This window comes from Herbaspirillum sp. DW155, from assembly GCF_037076565.1.
GTDB lineage: Bacteria > Pseudomonadota > Gammaproteobacteria > Burkholderiales > Burkholderiaceae_D > Herbaspirillum.
Genome location: NZ_AP029028.1, coordinates 5,171,122 through 5,185,138, shown reverse-complemented (window position 1 = coordinate 5,185,138; position 14,017 = coordinate 5,171,122). Strand labels below are relative to the sequence as shown.

At 64.3% G+C, this 14,017-nt stretch carries 10 protein-coding genes; 6 read left to right on the top strand and 4 right to left on the bottom strand.

Going from position 1 to position 14,017, the window contains the following annotated elements:
• Positions 1 to 150: 150 nt before the first annotated feature.
• Complete coding sequence (locus tag AACH55_RS23635) at positions 151 to 846, bottom strand: GntR family transcriptional regulator (RefSeq protein ID WP_338717105.1); 696 nt, start codon at positions 844 to 846, stop codon at positions 151 to 153.
• A 100-nt stretch (positions 847 to 946) separates the two neighbouring features.
• Positions 947 to 2,278, bottom strand: a complete 1,332-nt coding sequence (locus AACH55_RS23630; RefSeq protein ID WP_338717104.1) for a C4-dicarboxylate transporter DctA — start codon at positions 2,276 to 2,278, stop codon at positions 947 to 949.
• A gap of 167 nt (positions 2,279 to 2,445) precedes the next feature.
• Here AACH55_RS23630 and AACH55_RS23625 point away from each other — a divergent pair, with 167 nt between their 5' ends.
• From AACH55_RS23625 to AACH55_RS23615, 3 genes are all read left to right on the top strand, one after another.
• Entirely contained in the window at positions 2,446 to 3,699 is a 1,254-nt protein-coding gene (locus AACH55_RS23625; RefSeq protein ID WP_338717103.1) for an allantoate amidohydrolase, read from the top strand.
• 50 nt (positions 3,700 to 3,749) lie between these two features.
• The gene (locus AACH55_RS23620; protein ID WP_338717102.1) at positions 3,750 to 5,378 is read left to right on the top strand and encodes an aromatic amino acid ammonia-lyase; all 1,629 of its coding nucleotides are present in this window, start codon (positions 3,750 to 3,752) and stop codon (positions 5,376 to 5,378) included.
• A 235-nt stretch (positions 5,379 to 5,613) separates the two neighbouring features.
• Positions 5,614 to 7,371, top strand: coding sequence for a methyl-accepting chemotaxis protein (locus tag AACH55_RS23615; RefSeq protein ID WP_338717101.1), 1,758 nt, complete (start codon positions 5,614 to 5,616; stop codon positions 7,369 to 7,371).
• A gap of 12 nt (positions 7,372 to 7,383) precedes the next feature.
• Here the strand turns inward: AACH55_RS23615 and AACH55_RS23610 are convergent, their stop codons facing one another.
• Both AACH55_RS23610 and AACH55_RS23605 read right to left on the bottom strand, forming a co-directional pair.
• Positions 7,384 to 8,841, bottom strand: coding sequence for a sensor histidine kinase (locus AACH55_RS23610; RefSeq protein WP_338717100.1), 1,458 nt, complete (start codon positions 8,839 to 8,841; stop codon positions 7,384 to 7,386).
• Positions 8,841 to 9,515, bottom strand: a complete 675-nt coding sequence (locus AACH55_RS23605) for a response regulator (protein ID WP_338717099.1) — start codon at positions 9,513 to 9,515, stop codon at positions 8,841 to 8,843. The genes AACH55_RS23610 and AACH55_RS23605 overlap by 1 nt, the downstream gene beginning before the upstream one ends.
• Positions 9,516 to 9,794: 279 nt before the next feature.
• On the opposite strand from AACH55_RS23605, the gene AACH55_RS23600 reads away from it, so the two are divergent.
• From AACH55_RS23600 to AACH55_RS23590, 3 genes are all read left to right on the top strand, one after another.
• Complete coding sequence (locus AACH55_RS23600) at positions 9,795 to 10,766, top strand: tripartite tricarboxylate transporter substrate-binding protein (RefSeq protein WP_338717098.1); 972 nt, start codon at positions 9,795 to 9,797, stop codon at positions 10,764 to 10,766.
• A 79-nt stretch (positions 10,767 to 10,845) separates the two neighbouring features.
• A complete protein-coding gene (locus AACH55_RS23595; protein WP_338717097.1) occupies positions 10,846 to 11,949 on the top strand; it encodes an ABC transporter substrate-binding protein in 1,104 nt (367 codons plus the stop codon).
• A gap of 228 nt (positions 11,950 to 12,177) precedes the next feature.
• On the top strand, positions 12,178 to 13,989 hold the full coding sequence (locus AACH55_RS23590; RefSeq protein WP_338717096.1) for an iron ABC transporter permease: 1,812 nt from the start codon (positions 12,178 to 12,180) through the stop codon (positions 13,987 to 13,989).
• Positions 13,990 to 14,017 lie beyond the last annotated feature (28 nt).

The window sequence follows — 14,017 nt, the reverse complement described above, 5'->3', positions numbered from 1 at the left end:
GGCGGTTGCGGGGCGATATGAAGAAAGTTTGGCGTACAGGACGGAACCTCCCTGCAACGCTTTGCAGCAAGCGCACCGGTAAAAATGGTTGTGAACGTTTACTAAGTTTTTGATGTTGGTGTGAGACCGGGTTGGCGCCTGCTGACAGAATCATGACAACAGCTCGCGCAGCAGATCCTTGCGCGGACCCGACTTCGGTTCGAAGGCCAGCGCCTGCTCCACGTGCAGCAGGTGATGTTCCATCAGTTCGACCGCCCGTTCGACGTCGCCGGCACGGGCGGCCGCGATGAAGGCGACGTGTTCCTCGCTGGAGCAGGCGGCGTCCCGCGTGGACTGGTAGAGCATGGTGATGAGCGCGCTGCGGCGGGCCAGCTTTTCGAGGATGTCGGTGAGCACGTCGTTGCCGACGATACGCGCCAGCAGGATGTGGAAGTCGCTCAGCAGTGAAGAGCGCACCTGCATGTTGTCTTCCTTGACGGCCTGGCGTTCCAGTTCCAGATGCGCTTCCAGCCGGGCGTAGTCCTGCGGTGTGGCGCAGGCCACGAACTGGCGCACCATGGCCGCTTCCAGCGCACGCCGCACGAAGAACAGGTTGCGTGTTTCTTCCACCGTGGGCTTGCTGACGAAGGCGCCCTTGTCGGGGATCAGGTCCACCAGCTTGTCCTTGGCCAGCATCACCAGGGCCGCGCGGATCTTGGTGCGGCTGACCTGGTAGACCCGCGCCAGTGCTTCCTCGGGAAGTTTGGCGCCGGGCGGCAGGCGCTGCGCGGCGATGTTGGCTGCGATGTCGCTGGCGATGGCGTCGGAACTGTCGGGCGCGGGTGCGGGCGAGGAAGCGGTGGTCATGGCGGACAAATGCGGATGGGTCGGAAAGCCGCCACGAGGCGGGGCTCCATTGTAACCATTGCCATCCTGCCCGGCCATGACCGGTTCCCGGCGGCCGGCATCAGGCCCGGGCCGGATGGCCGCTGCCGCCCAGTGCGTCGAGGAGGGAGGCTTCTTCGTCCAGCGGCGCGACCTGCTCGCCATTGAGCACGGCGCGGGCACGCACCTTGTCGATATCCTTTTCCCAGCTGGCGATGACCACTGTGGCCACGCAATTGCCCAGCAGATTGCCCAGCGCGCGGGCGATGCCGATGAACCAGTCGATGGACAGCACCAGCACCAGCCCCACCACGGGGATGGCCGGAATGGTGGTCAGGGTGGCCGCCAGGATCACGATGGCCGAACCCGGCACGCCGTGCGCACCCTTGGAGGTGACCAGGGCGATGGCCAGGATCGCCGCGAGGTCGCCCCAGGACAGATGGGTATTGGTGGCCTGGGCGATGAACAGCGCCGCCATGGTGAGATAGATCGAGAAGGCATCCAGGTTGAAGGAATAGCCGGTCGGAATCACCAGGCCGACGGTGGATTTCTTGATGCCCATGTATTCGAGCTTGCGCATGATCTGCGGCAGCACGCTATCGGAGGACGTCGTGGCCAGCACCACCACCAGCTCTTCGCGCAGGTAGCGGATCAGCTTGAAGATCGACAGTCCGCTGGCGCGCAGGATGCCGCCCAGCACCACCAGCACGAAGAAGATCACCGCGCCGTAGAACAGCAGTACCAGCAAGGCCAGTTGCTTCAGCGAACCGATGCCGTATTTGCCGACCGTGAAGGCAATCGCCCCCAGCACGCCCACAGGCGCCAGGCGGATGAAGAAGGACATGCACTTGAAGAAGGTATCCGACAGCGAGGACACCAGCGCCACCACCGGCGCGCCCTTCTCGCCGATCAGCAGCAGTGCGCAGCCGAAGGTCACCGAGATCAGCAGCACCTGCAGCACGTCGCCGGAGGTGAAGGCGCTCACGGCCGTGGCCGGGATCAGCTTCATGATGAATTCGGCAAAGCCGGTGTCCTTGACCTTGCCGGCATTGGCCATGTAGCCGGAGAGGCTGCTGGCGTCCAGGTTGCTGGGGTCGATGTTCATGCCCGCGCCGGGATGCACCACCACGGCCAGCACCAGACCCAGCAGCAGGGCGATGGTGGTCACCACCTCGAAATAGATGATGGCCTTCACGCCCACGCTGCCGACCTTCTTGAGGTCGCTGGCGCCGCAGATGCCCTGCACCACCACGCAAAAGACGATGACCGGAATGATCATCTTGATCAGCTTGATGAAGCCATCGCCCAGCGGTTTGAGGCTCTGGGCGAAGTCCGGCCAGAGCAGGCCGATGGCAATGCCGGCCACCAGGGCCAGCACGACCTGCCCGAACAGGGACTTGAATACTTTGCTCACCGTTGTCTCCTAGTCTTGTCTTAGTGAAATGTTGCCAACCCAAGCGATCTTTTTTGTGGCCTTGGCGCCAGAGGACTATATTGCATACAATTTTTGAATACAATAAAAAAGACGAATTTTTTCGAGCCCCGCTCCATTCCGGAAGCGGGCATGCATGAGGAGACGCAATGAAAGCCCTGGACCCCTCCAGCCGACAGGCCGGCCAGCAAGCGATGCAGTGGGCCGAGCTGCTGGCGCAGTACACCGAGGCGCCGGGCATGCTGACCCGGACCTACCTCACCCCCGCGCACCAGGCGGCGGCCGCCGAGCTGATGCGCTGGATGGAACAATCGGGCCTGCGCGTGCGGCGCGACAATGCCGGCAACGTGATCGGACGCTACGAGGCCGCGCCCGGCCATGAGCACCGGCCTGCCCTGGTGACCGGCTCGCACTTCGATACGGTACGCAATGCCGGCAAGTACGACGGCAATCTCGGCATCGTCCTGCCGCTGGCTTGTATTGCCCAGTGGCATCGCGAGGGCCGCCGCTTCGCCTTCCCCATCGAGGTGATCGGCTTTGCCGAGGAAGAGGGCGTGCGCTTCAAGGCCACCCTGCTGGGTAGCCGCGCCGTGGCCGGCACCTTCGACCAGGCCGTGCTGGAAAATGTCGATGCCGGAGGCATCAGCATGCGCCAGGCCATCCAGGCGGCCGGGCTGGATCCGGCGCGCATTGCCGACGATGCCTGGAGCGCGGCCTCGGTGGCCGCGTTCGTCGAGGTCCACATCGAACAGGGGCCGATCCTGCTCAACGAGAATCTGCCGGTGGGCGTGGTCACCGCGATTTCCGGTGCCAGCCGCTTCATGGCAGAGGTACGCGGCCTGGCCGGACATGCCGGCACGGTGCCCATGCATCTGCGACGCGATGCGGCGATGGCGGCGGCCGAGACCGGCCTTTACATCGAGCGCCGTTGCGGCATCAAGCCGGGGCTGGTGGGCACCATGGGCATCCTGGAAGTGCTGCAGGGCGCGGCCAACGTGGTGCCGGGACTGGCCAGCTTTTCCATCGACATCCGTGCCGAGGAGGATGCCGACCGCCTCGCTGCGGTGGCCGACGTGCGCGCTGAAATCGAGCGCATTGCCGCGCGACGCCAGGTGGAGATCATTCTGCGCCAGACCCACGAGGCCGCCAGCGTTCCCTGCGCGCCGCGCTTGCAGGCGGCGCTGGCGCAGGCCATCGACGCTGCCGGCTGGCCGGTGCGCCATCTGCCCTCGGGTGCCGGCCACGACGCCATGGCCATGGCGCCGCTGGGCGAGGTCGGCATGCTCTTCGTGCGCTGTGGCAACGGCGGCATCAGCCATCACCCCGATGAAACCATGACGACAGAAGACGCCGGCATCGCCGCCCGGATCTTCACGCATCTGGTCGAACAGTTCCAGCCTTGAGCCCGCGCTCTGGCCCCCTCATCGCCTCAATTACGGATCACGGAGTCTTCATGCATACCATCACCATCGACGGATTCAACCTCACCGCCGCGCAAGTCGTCAGCGTGGCCCGCGCACCGCACCTGAAGGTCGCGCTGGCCGAGTCCTCGCGCACGGCCTTGAAGGAAAGCCGCGACTACATTGAACACACCTGGATGCACGATGAAGCGCCCATGATGTACAGCTTCAATACCGGTGTCGGCCTGTTGAAGGACACGCGCATCAAGGTCGAGCACATCGAGCTGTTCCAGACCCAGCTGATCCGGGCCCACAGCGCCGGCATCGGCGAACCCTTCTCCGAGGAAGTCAGCCGCGCCACCATGTTGTTGCGCGCCAACGCCTTCGCCTCCAACTATTCGGCCCCGCGTGTGGAAGTGGTGGACCGCCTGCTGGCCTTCATCAATGCCGGCATCCATCCGGTCATGCCGCAGAAGGGCTCGGTGGGCGCTTCCGGCGACCTGGCGCCGCTGTCTTACCTGGCCGCTGCCATCGCCGGTTTCGACGAGGCCGAGGTGATCTATCGCGGCCAGCGCATGCGTGCCACGCAGGCCATCGAACAGGCCGGCATCGGCCCGGTGAAATTCGACCTCAAGGCCAAGGATGCATCGGCCCTCATCAATGGCTGCACCGCGTCGCTGGCCGTGGCCATCCTGGCCGCGCATGATGCCCGCAACCTGCTCACCGATGCCTGCCTGTCGCTGGGCCTGACCCTGGAGGCGATGCGTGCGGAGATGTCGGCCTTCGATCCGCGCATCCAGCAGGCGCGTCCGCATGCCGGGCAGATCAAGACGGCCGAGGTGATCCGTACGCTCCTGAAGGGCTCCACCCGCACCACGCATGAAGCGCGTGCCGTGCAATTGCCCGAGGAATTGCGCCGCACCGACATCCCCTACACCGCCCGCATCCAGGACGTCTACTCGCTGCGCTGCGCACCGCAGGTGTATGGACCGGTCTTCGATGCGCTGGACTACATCGATACCATCATCGAGAAGGAGACCAACTCCGCCACCGACAATCCGCTGATCTTCAGCAAGGAGGACGGCGAAGGATTCGAAATCATTTCCGGCGGCAACTTCCACGGCCAATACCTGGCGCAGGCGATGGACCTGCTGGCCATGGCCATCACTGACCTGGGCAGCATCTGCGAGCGCCGCATTGCGCGCCTGATCGATCCCACACTGTCGTGGGGCCTGCCGCGCAACCTGATGAGCGGCGTGCGCGGCGTCAACACCGGCTATCCGGTGGTGCAATGTTCGATGAGTTCGCTGGTGATGGAAAACCGCACCCTGTGCATGCCGGGCAGCGTGGACAGCATTCCCTCCAAGGGCAACAGTGAGGACCACATCTCCAACTCCACCTGGTGCGCCCGCAAGGCCATGACGGTGGTGCAGAACACGCAGTACATCGTCGGTGTGGAAATGCTGCTGGCGGCGCAGGCGCTGACCATGACCGAAGAGCTGCTCAAGGACTTCACGCTGGGGCAGGGCACGCAGGCGGCCTACGCAGAAATCCGCCGCCAGATCCCGGCCTGTCTCGATGGCGACCGCTGGTTCCATGATGACGTGCAGGCCGCCCATGGCTTCGTGGTCAGCGGGTCGGTGCGGGCGGCGGTGATGGCGGCCATCGGTTCCTTTGTCTAAGGTGCTGCGCACCCAATGATGTAAATTCTTTCCCGCAGGCTCAAGTTAGAAGAAAAGCTGTCGTTCAAGCTGATTGGACGGCAGCTTTTTTTGCGACGGAGAAACATTCTTTCCTTCATCCGGGAAGGCCGGAGCGCTCGTTGCCGCGCTGATCAGGAACTGCCTGATAGTGCATCAGCACTGTCATCCACATACTGCGAGATTCTGCAGTATCACTATCCGTCGGGGGGATTCAATGAACATCAAGAACATCAAGATCAGCGTGCGCCTGGGTGCCTGCTTTGCGGTACTGGTGGGAGTCATGTGCCTGATCACTGGCATCGGCATGCAAAGCCTGTACAGCATCAGCAAGGCGTCGCGCCTGGTGGTGGAGGATCGCTACGTGAAGATTGCGCTGGTGATGGAAATCCGCGAGAACGTCAACGGCGCCGCGCGCAACCTGCGCAATGCCTTGCTGGGGCGCAATCTTGAAGAGGCCAAGCGCTATCTTGACCGTGCCGCCGGCCACAGTTCCAAGACCACCGAAGCCCTGAACCAGATCGAGAAGCTGCTCAGCACGGCGCGCGGCAAGGAGCTGTTCAAGGCCATCCACGATGCCCGCGCCGCCTACAATGCGCCGCGCGACAAGGTGCGCGAGCTGATCGTTCAGCAAAAGAAGGAAGAGGCCACCGAGGCACTGTTCAATGAAGTCATCCCCGCGCAGGATCGCTACTTCGACGCGCTCAATGCCTTCAGCGCCTTCCAGAAAACCCTGATGGACGACAGCGTGGCCCAGGGCCAGCAGACCACCGACTCGGCCATTGCCCTGATGCTGGAGCTGTCGGGCGTGGCCATCCTGCTGTGCGTGCTGGCGGCCTGGTGGGTCACGCGTTCCATCACCCGTCCGCTCAACGAGGCCGTGGACGTCGCCAGTGCCGTGGCGCAAGGTGACCTGACGGTGCAGATCGGCCAGACCAGCAAGGATGAGACCGGCATGCTGCTGGCTTCGCTCAAGACCATGAACCAGAACCTGCACCGCATCGTCAGCGAAGTACGCAACGGCACCGACACCATCAATACCGCCTCCTCCGAAATCGCCAGGGGTAACCTGGACCTGTCCTCGCGTACCGAGGAACAGGCCGGTGCCCTGGAAGAAACCGCGTCGGCCATGGAAGAGCTGACCTCCACGGTCAAGCAGAATGCCGACAACGCGCGCCAGGCCAACAGCCTCGCTGCGACCGCCTCGGACGTGGCAGTGCAGGGCGGCAGCGTGGTCGGGCAGGTGGTCCAGACCATGGGTGAGATCAACGAAGCTTCGCGCAAGATCGTCGACATCATCAGCGTCATCGATGGCATCGCCTTCCAGACCAACATTCTGGCCTTGAATGCCGCCGTGGAAGCGGCCCGTGCCGGCGAGCAGGGCCGGGGCTTTGCGGTGGTGGCGTCCGAAGTGCGCACGCTGGCCCAGCGCAGTGCCACCGCTGCCAAGGAAATCAAGGCCCTGATCGATGATTCGGTCAGCCGCGTGGACAATGGCAGTCGTCTGGTGGAACAGGCCGGTACGACCATGAGCGAGGTGGTGGCCAGCGTCAGGCGCGTCACCGACGTGGTGGCCGAGATTTCGGCAGCCAGCAACGAGCAGAGCGATGGCATCGAGCAGATCAATCATGCCATCGTGCAGATGGATGAGGTGACCCAGCAGAACGCCGCCCTGGTGGAAGAGGCTGCCGCCGCCGCGCAGTCGCTGCAGGAACAGTCGGCCCGCCTGGTGGAAACAGTAAGCATCTTCAAGCTCGGCAGCCAGGATGCCGCGCGTGCCCACGCCCCGCGTCAGCCGGCGCCGCCCAGGGCCGCCGTCAAGCCAGCCCCGGCTGCAGCTGCGGCAGCCAAGCCCAAGGCGGCCGTGCCACCGCCCTCACCGGCACCCAAGGCCTTGCCGGCCAAGCCGGATGCCGGCACCAAGGCCGCCAGCAAAGCCCTGCCCGCCGATGACGGGGATTGGGAACAGTTCTGAGGATGCGCGGGCTCAGGCCCGCAATTGCACCCCGCCGGGAAAGACGATGCGCACCAGCAGGCCGTTGCCTTGCAATGGTGTATCCAGCGTGACCGTGGCCCGGTGCATGGCGGCGATCTCGCGCACGATCGCCAGCCCCAGCCCGGTGCCGCCCGGATTGACGTGCTGGGTGGCGCCGGCGCGATAGAAGGGTTCGAACACTTTTTCGCGTTCGGCCTCGGCAATGCCGGGGCCGTTGTCTTCGACCTCCAGCAGGGCAGCGGTCGGCTGGCCCGGACTGCTCACGGCGCGCACGCGCAAGGTGACCTGGCCGCCGATGGGCGTATAGCGGATCGCATTGTCCAGCAGGTTCACCATCAGTTCATGCAACAGCAGGGCATTGGCTTCGATGCTGATATCACCCTCCTCCTCGAAGGCCAGTCCGATACGTCGCGACACGGCCTGCTGCGACAACTCCAGCGCCACCTGACGCGCCGCATCGGTGAGCGAGATGCGCCGTGTGCCGCCTTCGGCCGCGCCATGTTCGGCGCGTGCCAGCGTGAGCAGGCGGTTGGCCAGATGCACGGCGGCATCGGTGGTGCGCGCCATGCCTTCGACCAGATCGCGCAGTTCGGCTGCATCGAGCCGCTCGCGCCTGAGCTCGCGCAGGGTCAGTTCGGATTGCGTCTTCAAGACCGTCAGGGGCGTGCGCAACTGGTGCGAGGCATCGGCAATGAAGCGCCGCTGCGCACTGATGAGCGCTTGCAACCGGCCCATGTAGCCATTCATGGCGCGCACCAGCGGGCGCATCTCCTTGTGCACCAGCGCCGGATCAAAACCGGACAGATCGGTCGGTGCGCGCGACTCGACCTCGCCCTTCAGTTGCATCACCGGACGCAGCACGAAGCGCACCGCGAACCACACCAGCAGCGCCGCCACCGTCACCAGCGTACCCTGGCGCCAGAGCGTATCGAACAGGATTTTGCGAGTCATGCCGTTGCGGCCTTCCATGGTCTCGCCGACCTGGATCAGGGCGATGCCGCGCATGCTGTCGTCGTACACCGGTTGCAGCAGTGCGGCGATGCGGATGGGCTGGTTGTGATAGTCGGCCTGGTAGAAGCGCACCAGCGCCGGATAGGCTTCGGAACGCTTGACGTCGGCCGGCACCGGCGGCAGGTCTTCATACCCCGAGACCAGCTCGCCCTTGAGGCCCGTGACCTTGTAGTAGATGCGGCCCAGGGTATCGGTCTCGAAGCTGTCCAGTGCTACGTAGGGCACGTCGGCCGTGACGTGGCCATCGACGATGGAAACCCGTTCGGCCAGCGCGCGGGTGGAGGCCAGCAGCGAGCGGTCATAGGCCAGGTCGGCCACCTCCAGAGCGTTGTAGTAGACCGAGACGGCATCGACGGCCACCAGCAGCGTCAGCGGGATCAGCAGCCAGCGCACCAGCTGGCTGCGCAGGTTGCCCAGTCGGCGCGCCGCCTGCGCCATCACGCCGCCTGCAGCAGGTAGCCCAGGCCGCGCAGGGTGGTGATGCCCACGCGCCCGGGGCCTTCATGTTCGAGCTTCTTGCGCAGGCGGTGGATGTAGATTTCGATGGCGTCCACGCTGGCATTGTCGTCCAGCGAAAACACCTGCTGGAACAGCTTGTCCTTGGGCACGGTATGGCCCTGGCGCACGATCAGCGCTTCCAGCACGGCATGTTCGCGCGGGGTCAGGGCCAGCAGTTCGCCGCCATAGGTGAAGGTGCGCGAGACGGTATCGAAGTTCAGCGCGCCGCAGGCCACGGTCACCGTTTCCTGGCTCTGCGAGCGGCGCAGCAGGGCTTTGACGCGCGCTTCCAGTTCTTCCAGTTCGAAGGGTTTGGCCAGGTAGTCGTCGGCGCCCATGTTCAGGCCGCTGACCCGGTCGGCCAGGCCGCCGCGTGCAGTCAGGATCAGTACCGGCGTGCGGCTGCCGCGTGCGCGCATGCGCTTCAATACTTCCAGTCCATCCATGCGCGGCAGGGTGAGGTCGAGGATCACCAGCGCATAGTCCTGCGTGAGCAAGAGGCTGTCGGCGTCGGCGCCGTTGTGCGCGCATTCCACCGTCAGGTGGGCATCGCGCAGGGCCTTGGCCAGCCAGCGGGAAAGTTCGATATGGTCTTCGACCAGCAGGATACGCATGAAGCGGCCTTTTTTAATGTCGGTGCGGTAGGGCTTGTCTCCAGCGCGGATGCTAACAGATGGCCCGCCGCCTTTGAAATGCCTGCGCCCGGCCATTGTGGAAACTGCGTAGCATCGATCCCACAGTGACAGCTTCGCTGAAAGCCGGCTGAAAGCCTTTTCTTGTAGGATGCGCCCATATCAAAAAAATCCAGGCAGGAGACACATCATGACCGTCCACAGGTCCGGCTGCGCCGGGACCGACTTTTCCGATTCACTTTCCCGCTGCTGCTGAGCGCCATGATGGCGGCTCGCCGGCATCTCTTGTGTCATTTCCTGGCCGCATGCCTGCTGGCATGCGCGGGCTCGTGCGCGCTGGCGGTCGAATGCATCGTCCCGGCCAAACCTGGCGGCGGCATGGATGCCTCCTGCAAATTGCTGCGCCGGGTGATGCAGGAAGAGGGCCGCCGGGATGCCTTCAAGCTGGCTTACTTGCCCGGTGGCATCGGCGCGGTGGCGTGGAGTTCGGTGGTCTCGCAGCGGCGCGGCGGGCCGGAGACACTGGTGGCTTTTTCGGGTGGCTCGCTGCTGAGCCTGGCGCAAGGCAAGTATGGCCGCGCTGATGTCAGCGATGTGCGCTGGGTGGCCGGCATCGGCATCGACCACGGCATGATCGCCGTGCGCAATGATGCTCCCTGGCGCAACCTGAAGCAATTGCTGGAAGCGATCCGCAAGGATCCCTCGGCGGTCACCGTGGGATTGTCCGGTACCGTGGGCAGCCAGGACTGGCTGAAGATGGCCCTGCTGGCGCAGCACGCCGGTTTTACGCCGCGTCAGTTCCGTTTCGTGGCGCTCGAAGGTGGCGGAGATTCGTTTGCAGCCTTGCAGGCCGGGCACGTGCAGGTGATCTCCGGCGATACCTCGGAGGCCGCCTACTTCCTGGCCGAAGGCCGGGTGCGGATTCTGGCGGTGCTGTCCGAGCAACGCCTGCCGGGGCCGCTGCAGCAGGTGCCGACTGCGCGTGAACAGGGCTATGACGTGGTATGGCCCGTCATCCGCGGCTTCTACATGAGCCCGCATGCGCCGGAGGCGGACTACCGGCGCTGGGTGCAGTATTTTGACCGCGCGCTGGCCGATCCCGCATTCGATCGCCAGCGTAGCGTCGGCGGCTTGCAACCCTTTGCCATGACCGGCAAGCCGCTCTCGGATTACATCGCGCAGACCGTTGCGCGCTATCGCAGGCAGTCCCAGGAGTTGGGCCTGGTGCGCTGACAAGCCAGGTTGCACACGCCGTCAGGCGTGTTCTGCAGCCGGGCCGGCGCGAGGTCCGTTTCATCATCAAGGAGAACCCATGTTGCACAAACGTCGCCTGAGCATTGCGCTCGGCCTGGCCCTCGCTTTGCCCGTCACTTTCAATGTCGCTCATGCCGATACACCGGCCGGCTATCCGGCCGATTACGCCAAGCTCATCGAGGGAGCCAAGAAGGAAGGCAAGGTCGTGATCTACAGCACCACCGATTCCAAGGCAGCCGAAGCGCTGATCAAGGATTTCGGCGCGCTCTATCCGGGCGTGAAGGTCGAGTACAACGACATGAATTCCACCGAAGCCTACAACCGCTTCATCTCGGAAGCCGCCGCCGGTGGCGCCACCGCCGACGTGATGTGGTCGGCTTCGATGGACCTGCAGGTCAAGCTGGCCTCCGAAGGCTATGCGGTCGCGTACAAATCGCCCGAAGCCGCCGCCCTGCCAGCCTGGGCCAACTGGAAGGACACCGCCTACGGCACCACCTTCGAGCCCGCCGCCATCGTCTACAACAAGCGCCTGGTGAGCGAGGCCGAAGTACCGGCCACCCACGACGATTTCACCAAGCTTTTGGTCAGCAAGCAGGACAAGTTCAAGAACAAGGTCACCACCTACGACATCGAGAAATCCGGCGTCGGTTTCAGCCTGATGACCTTTGACCTGAAGCACAATCCGCATTTCTGGGATTTCGCCAAAGCCATGGGTGGCGTGGCCGCACGCGTGCAATCTTCGACCGGCACCATGCTCGAGCGCATCTCCTCGGGTGAAAACCTGATCGGCTACAACATCCTCGGCCCCTATGCCCTGGTGCGCGCCAAGAAGGACCCCTCCATCGGCGTGGCCTTCACCAAGGATTACAACCTGGTGCTTTCGCGCGTGATCTTCATCAACAAGGCCGGCAAGAACGTCAATGCCGCCAAGCTGTGGGTGGACTACATCCTCTCCAAGCGCGGCCAGACCATCATCGCCAATGATGCGCAGCTCTTCGCCATCCGGGGCGATGTGACCGGTGCCACCACTTCGGCCGAGCTGACCAGGCAACTGGGCGCATCGCTCAAGCCCATGCCGGTCTCCACCGAGCTGCTGGATTATCTGGACCAGAAGAAGCGCCTGGACTTCCTGAAGCAGTGGAAAGAAGCCACCAAGAAGTAAATCTTTTATATCAATTCCGTCACGGACCGGGTAGGGCGCAGTGCCGAGGTCGTCGCGCCTTCGATACGACCCTGCGGGTCTACTCAGTCCGAACGGGATGTTTGTCATCACCTGGAACGCATCTCACGCCTGTTGATGAAATGGGTTCCAGCAACATCGTTGTTCCGGAGCGCGGCCCTGCCGCCTCCCTGCCGGTCCTGATCCATCTGCCCACTCATGAGGCGCAACATGCAAACCACCACAACGCTAACGCGCAGCGAGCAAGCCCTGCCGGCCCGCCGTCTCCGGCTGAACTGGCCGCGCGGCCTGGTCGTGCTGCTGGCCGCCCTGGCCATCTTCGTGCCGCTGCTGCTGATCTTCTATCAAAGTTTTTTATCGGCGCCGTTCTTCGCACCGGTCAAGACGCTGACCTTCGATTCCTATCGCTTCATCTTCGATGATCCGGACTTCCGCCAGGCCTTCGTCAATGGCCTGACGCTGGCCACCGGCCTGGCCCTGATCGCCGTGCCGCTGGGCGGCATGCTGGCCTTCCTGATGGTGCGCACCGACCTGCCGGGCCGCAGCTTCATCGCCCCCGCACTGATGGTGCCCATCTTCGTCTCGCCCATGGTGATCGGCTTCGGCTACGTGGTCTCGATGGGGCCGGTCGGTTTCTATACGGTGTGGGTCAAGAACCTGCTGTCGGTGTTCGGCTTCGAGGGCGACCCCTGGAACATCTATTCCTTCACCAGCATCGTCATCATCGCCGGCCTGACCCACGTGCCGCACGTCTACCTGTATGCTTCGGCCGCGCTGCGCAGCCTGGGTTCGGATGTGGAAGAAGCGGCCCGCGTGGCCGGTGCTTCGCCGCTGCAGGTCGCGCTGAACGTGTCGCTGCCGATGATCACTCCGGCACTGGCTTACTCGGGCGTGCTGGTGTTCTTCCTCGGCTTTGAAGTGTTCGGCCTGGTGCTGGTGCTGGGCGATCCGGAAGGCCACCTGGTGCTGCCGACCTATCTCTACAAGCTCACCAACAAGCTGGGCACGCCTTCGTACCACCTGATGGCGGCGGTGGCCGTGTGCCTGGTGGCGGTGACCATGCCGCTGGTGATGCTGCAACGCTGGCTGCTGCGCTCGGCCAACAAGTACGTCGCCATCAAGGGCAAGGGCGCGCGCCAGAAGGCGCTGCCGCTGGGCAAGTGGCGCTGGGTGGCCTTTGCGCTCATCGCCGGCTGGCTGCTCTTTACCGTCATCATCCCGCTCTCGGGCATCGGCCTGCGTACCTTCGTCTCGCACTGGGGCGATGGCGTGAGCCTGCTGGAGGTGCTGACCTTCGACAACCTGTTGAACGTCTGGGACCAGCCCTCGCTGGTGCGCGGCATCATCAACACGGTGTTGATCGGCGTGATCGGCGGCGCCCTGGCCGTGGCCTGCTATACCGCCATCGCTCTGGCCATGCACCGCAAGCAGGATGGCGTGACCCGCTTCCTCGACTACAGCGTGCTGGTGCCGCGTGCGGTGCCGGGCCTCTTGGCCGGTCTGTCCTTCCTGTGGGTGTTCCTGTTCGTGCCCTCGCTGCTGGACTCGGCCCTCAAGGGCATCGACAACCCCGTCGCCCTGTGGCTGGTGGACAGCTTGATCCCTGCCCTGCGCGGCCTGCGTTCGACCATCTTCTCGGTCTGGCTGGCGTACTCGGTGGTGTGGATGGCCTACGGCCTGCGCCTGATCAATACCGCGCTGCTGCAGGTCGGCCCGGAACTGGAAGAAGCGGCGCGCGCCGTCGGTGCCTCGCGTTCCCGCGTCACCCGCGACGTCACCATCCCGCTGGTGCGCTACGGACTGGTGGGCGCCTGGCTGATGGTGTTCCTGATCTTCGAGCGCGAGTATTCCACCGGCGTCTACCTGCTCTCGCCCGGTACCGAGGTGATCGGCTCGATGATCGTCTCCATGTGGGCTGCCGGCGCGGTGGAACTGGTGGCTGCGCTGTCCTTCATCAACATCACGCTGGTGGCCGTGGGCCTGGGCATTGCACTGCGCTTCGGCGTCAAGCTGCACGACTGAGCCGCACCAGCCTCCCTATAGAGCATTC

What these genes read in the sequence shown, in the direction of transcription:
- AACH55_RS23610 (WP_338717100.1), bottom strand. Translation starts at nt 8,841, where the DNA reads ATGGCGCAGGCGGCGCGCCGACTGGGCAACCTGCGCAGCCAGCTGGTG.
- AACH55_RS23625 (WP_338717103.1), top strand. Translation starts at nt 2,446, where the DNA reads ATGAAAGCCCTGGACCCCTCCAGCCGACAGGCCGGCCAGCAAGCGATG.
- AACH55_RS23600 (WP_338717098.1), top strand. Translation starts at nt 9,795, where the DNA reads ATGATGGCGGCTCGCCGGCATCTCTTGTGTCATTTCCTGGCCGCATGC.
- AACH55_RS23635 (WP_338717105.1), bottom strand. Translation starts at nt 846, where the DNA reads ATGACCACCGCTTCCTCGCCCGCACCCGCGCCCGACAGTTCCGACGCC.
- AACH55_RS23605 (WP_338717099.1), bottom strand. Translation starts at nt 9,515, where the DNA reads ATGCGTATCCTGCTGGTCGAAGACCATATCGAACTTTCCCGCTGGCTG.
- AACH55_RS23590 (WP_338717096.1), top strand. Translation starts at nt 12,178, where the DNA reads ATGCAAACCACCACAACGCTAACGCGCAGCGAGCAAGCCCTGCCGGCC.
- AACH55_RS23620 (WP_338717102.1), top strand. Translation starts at nt 3,750, where the DNA reads ATGCATACCATCACCATCGACGGATTCAACCTCACCGCCGCGCAAGTC.
- AACH55_RS23615 (WP_338717101.1), top strand. Translation starts at nt 5,614, where the DNA reads ATGAACATCAAGAACATCAAGATCAGCGTGCGCCTGGGTGCCTGCTTT.
- AACH55_RS23595 (WP_338717097.1), top strand. Translation starts at nt 10,846, where the DNA reads ATGTTGCACAAACGTCGCCTGAGCATTGCGCTCGGCCTGGCCCTCGCT.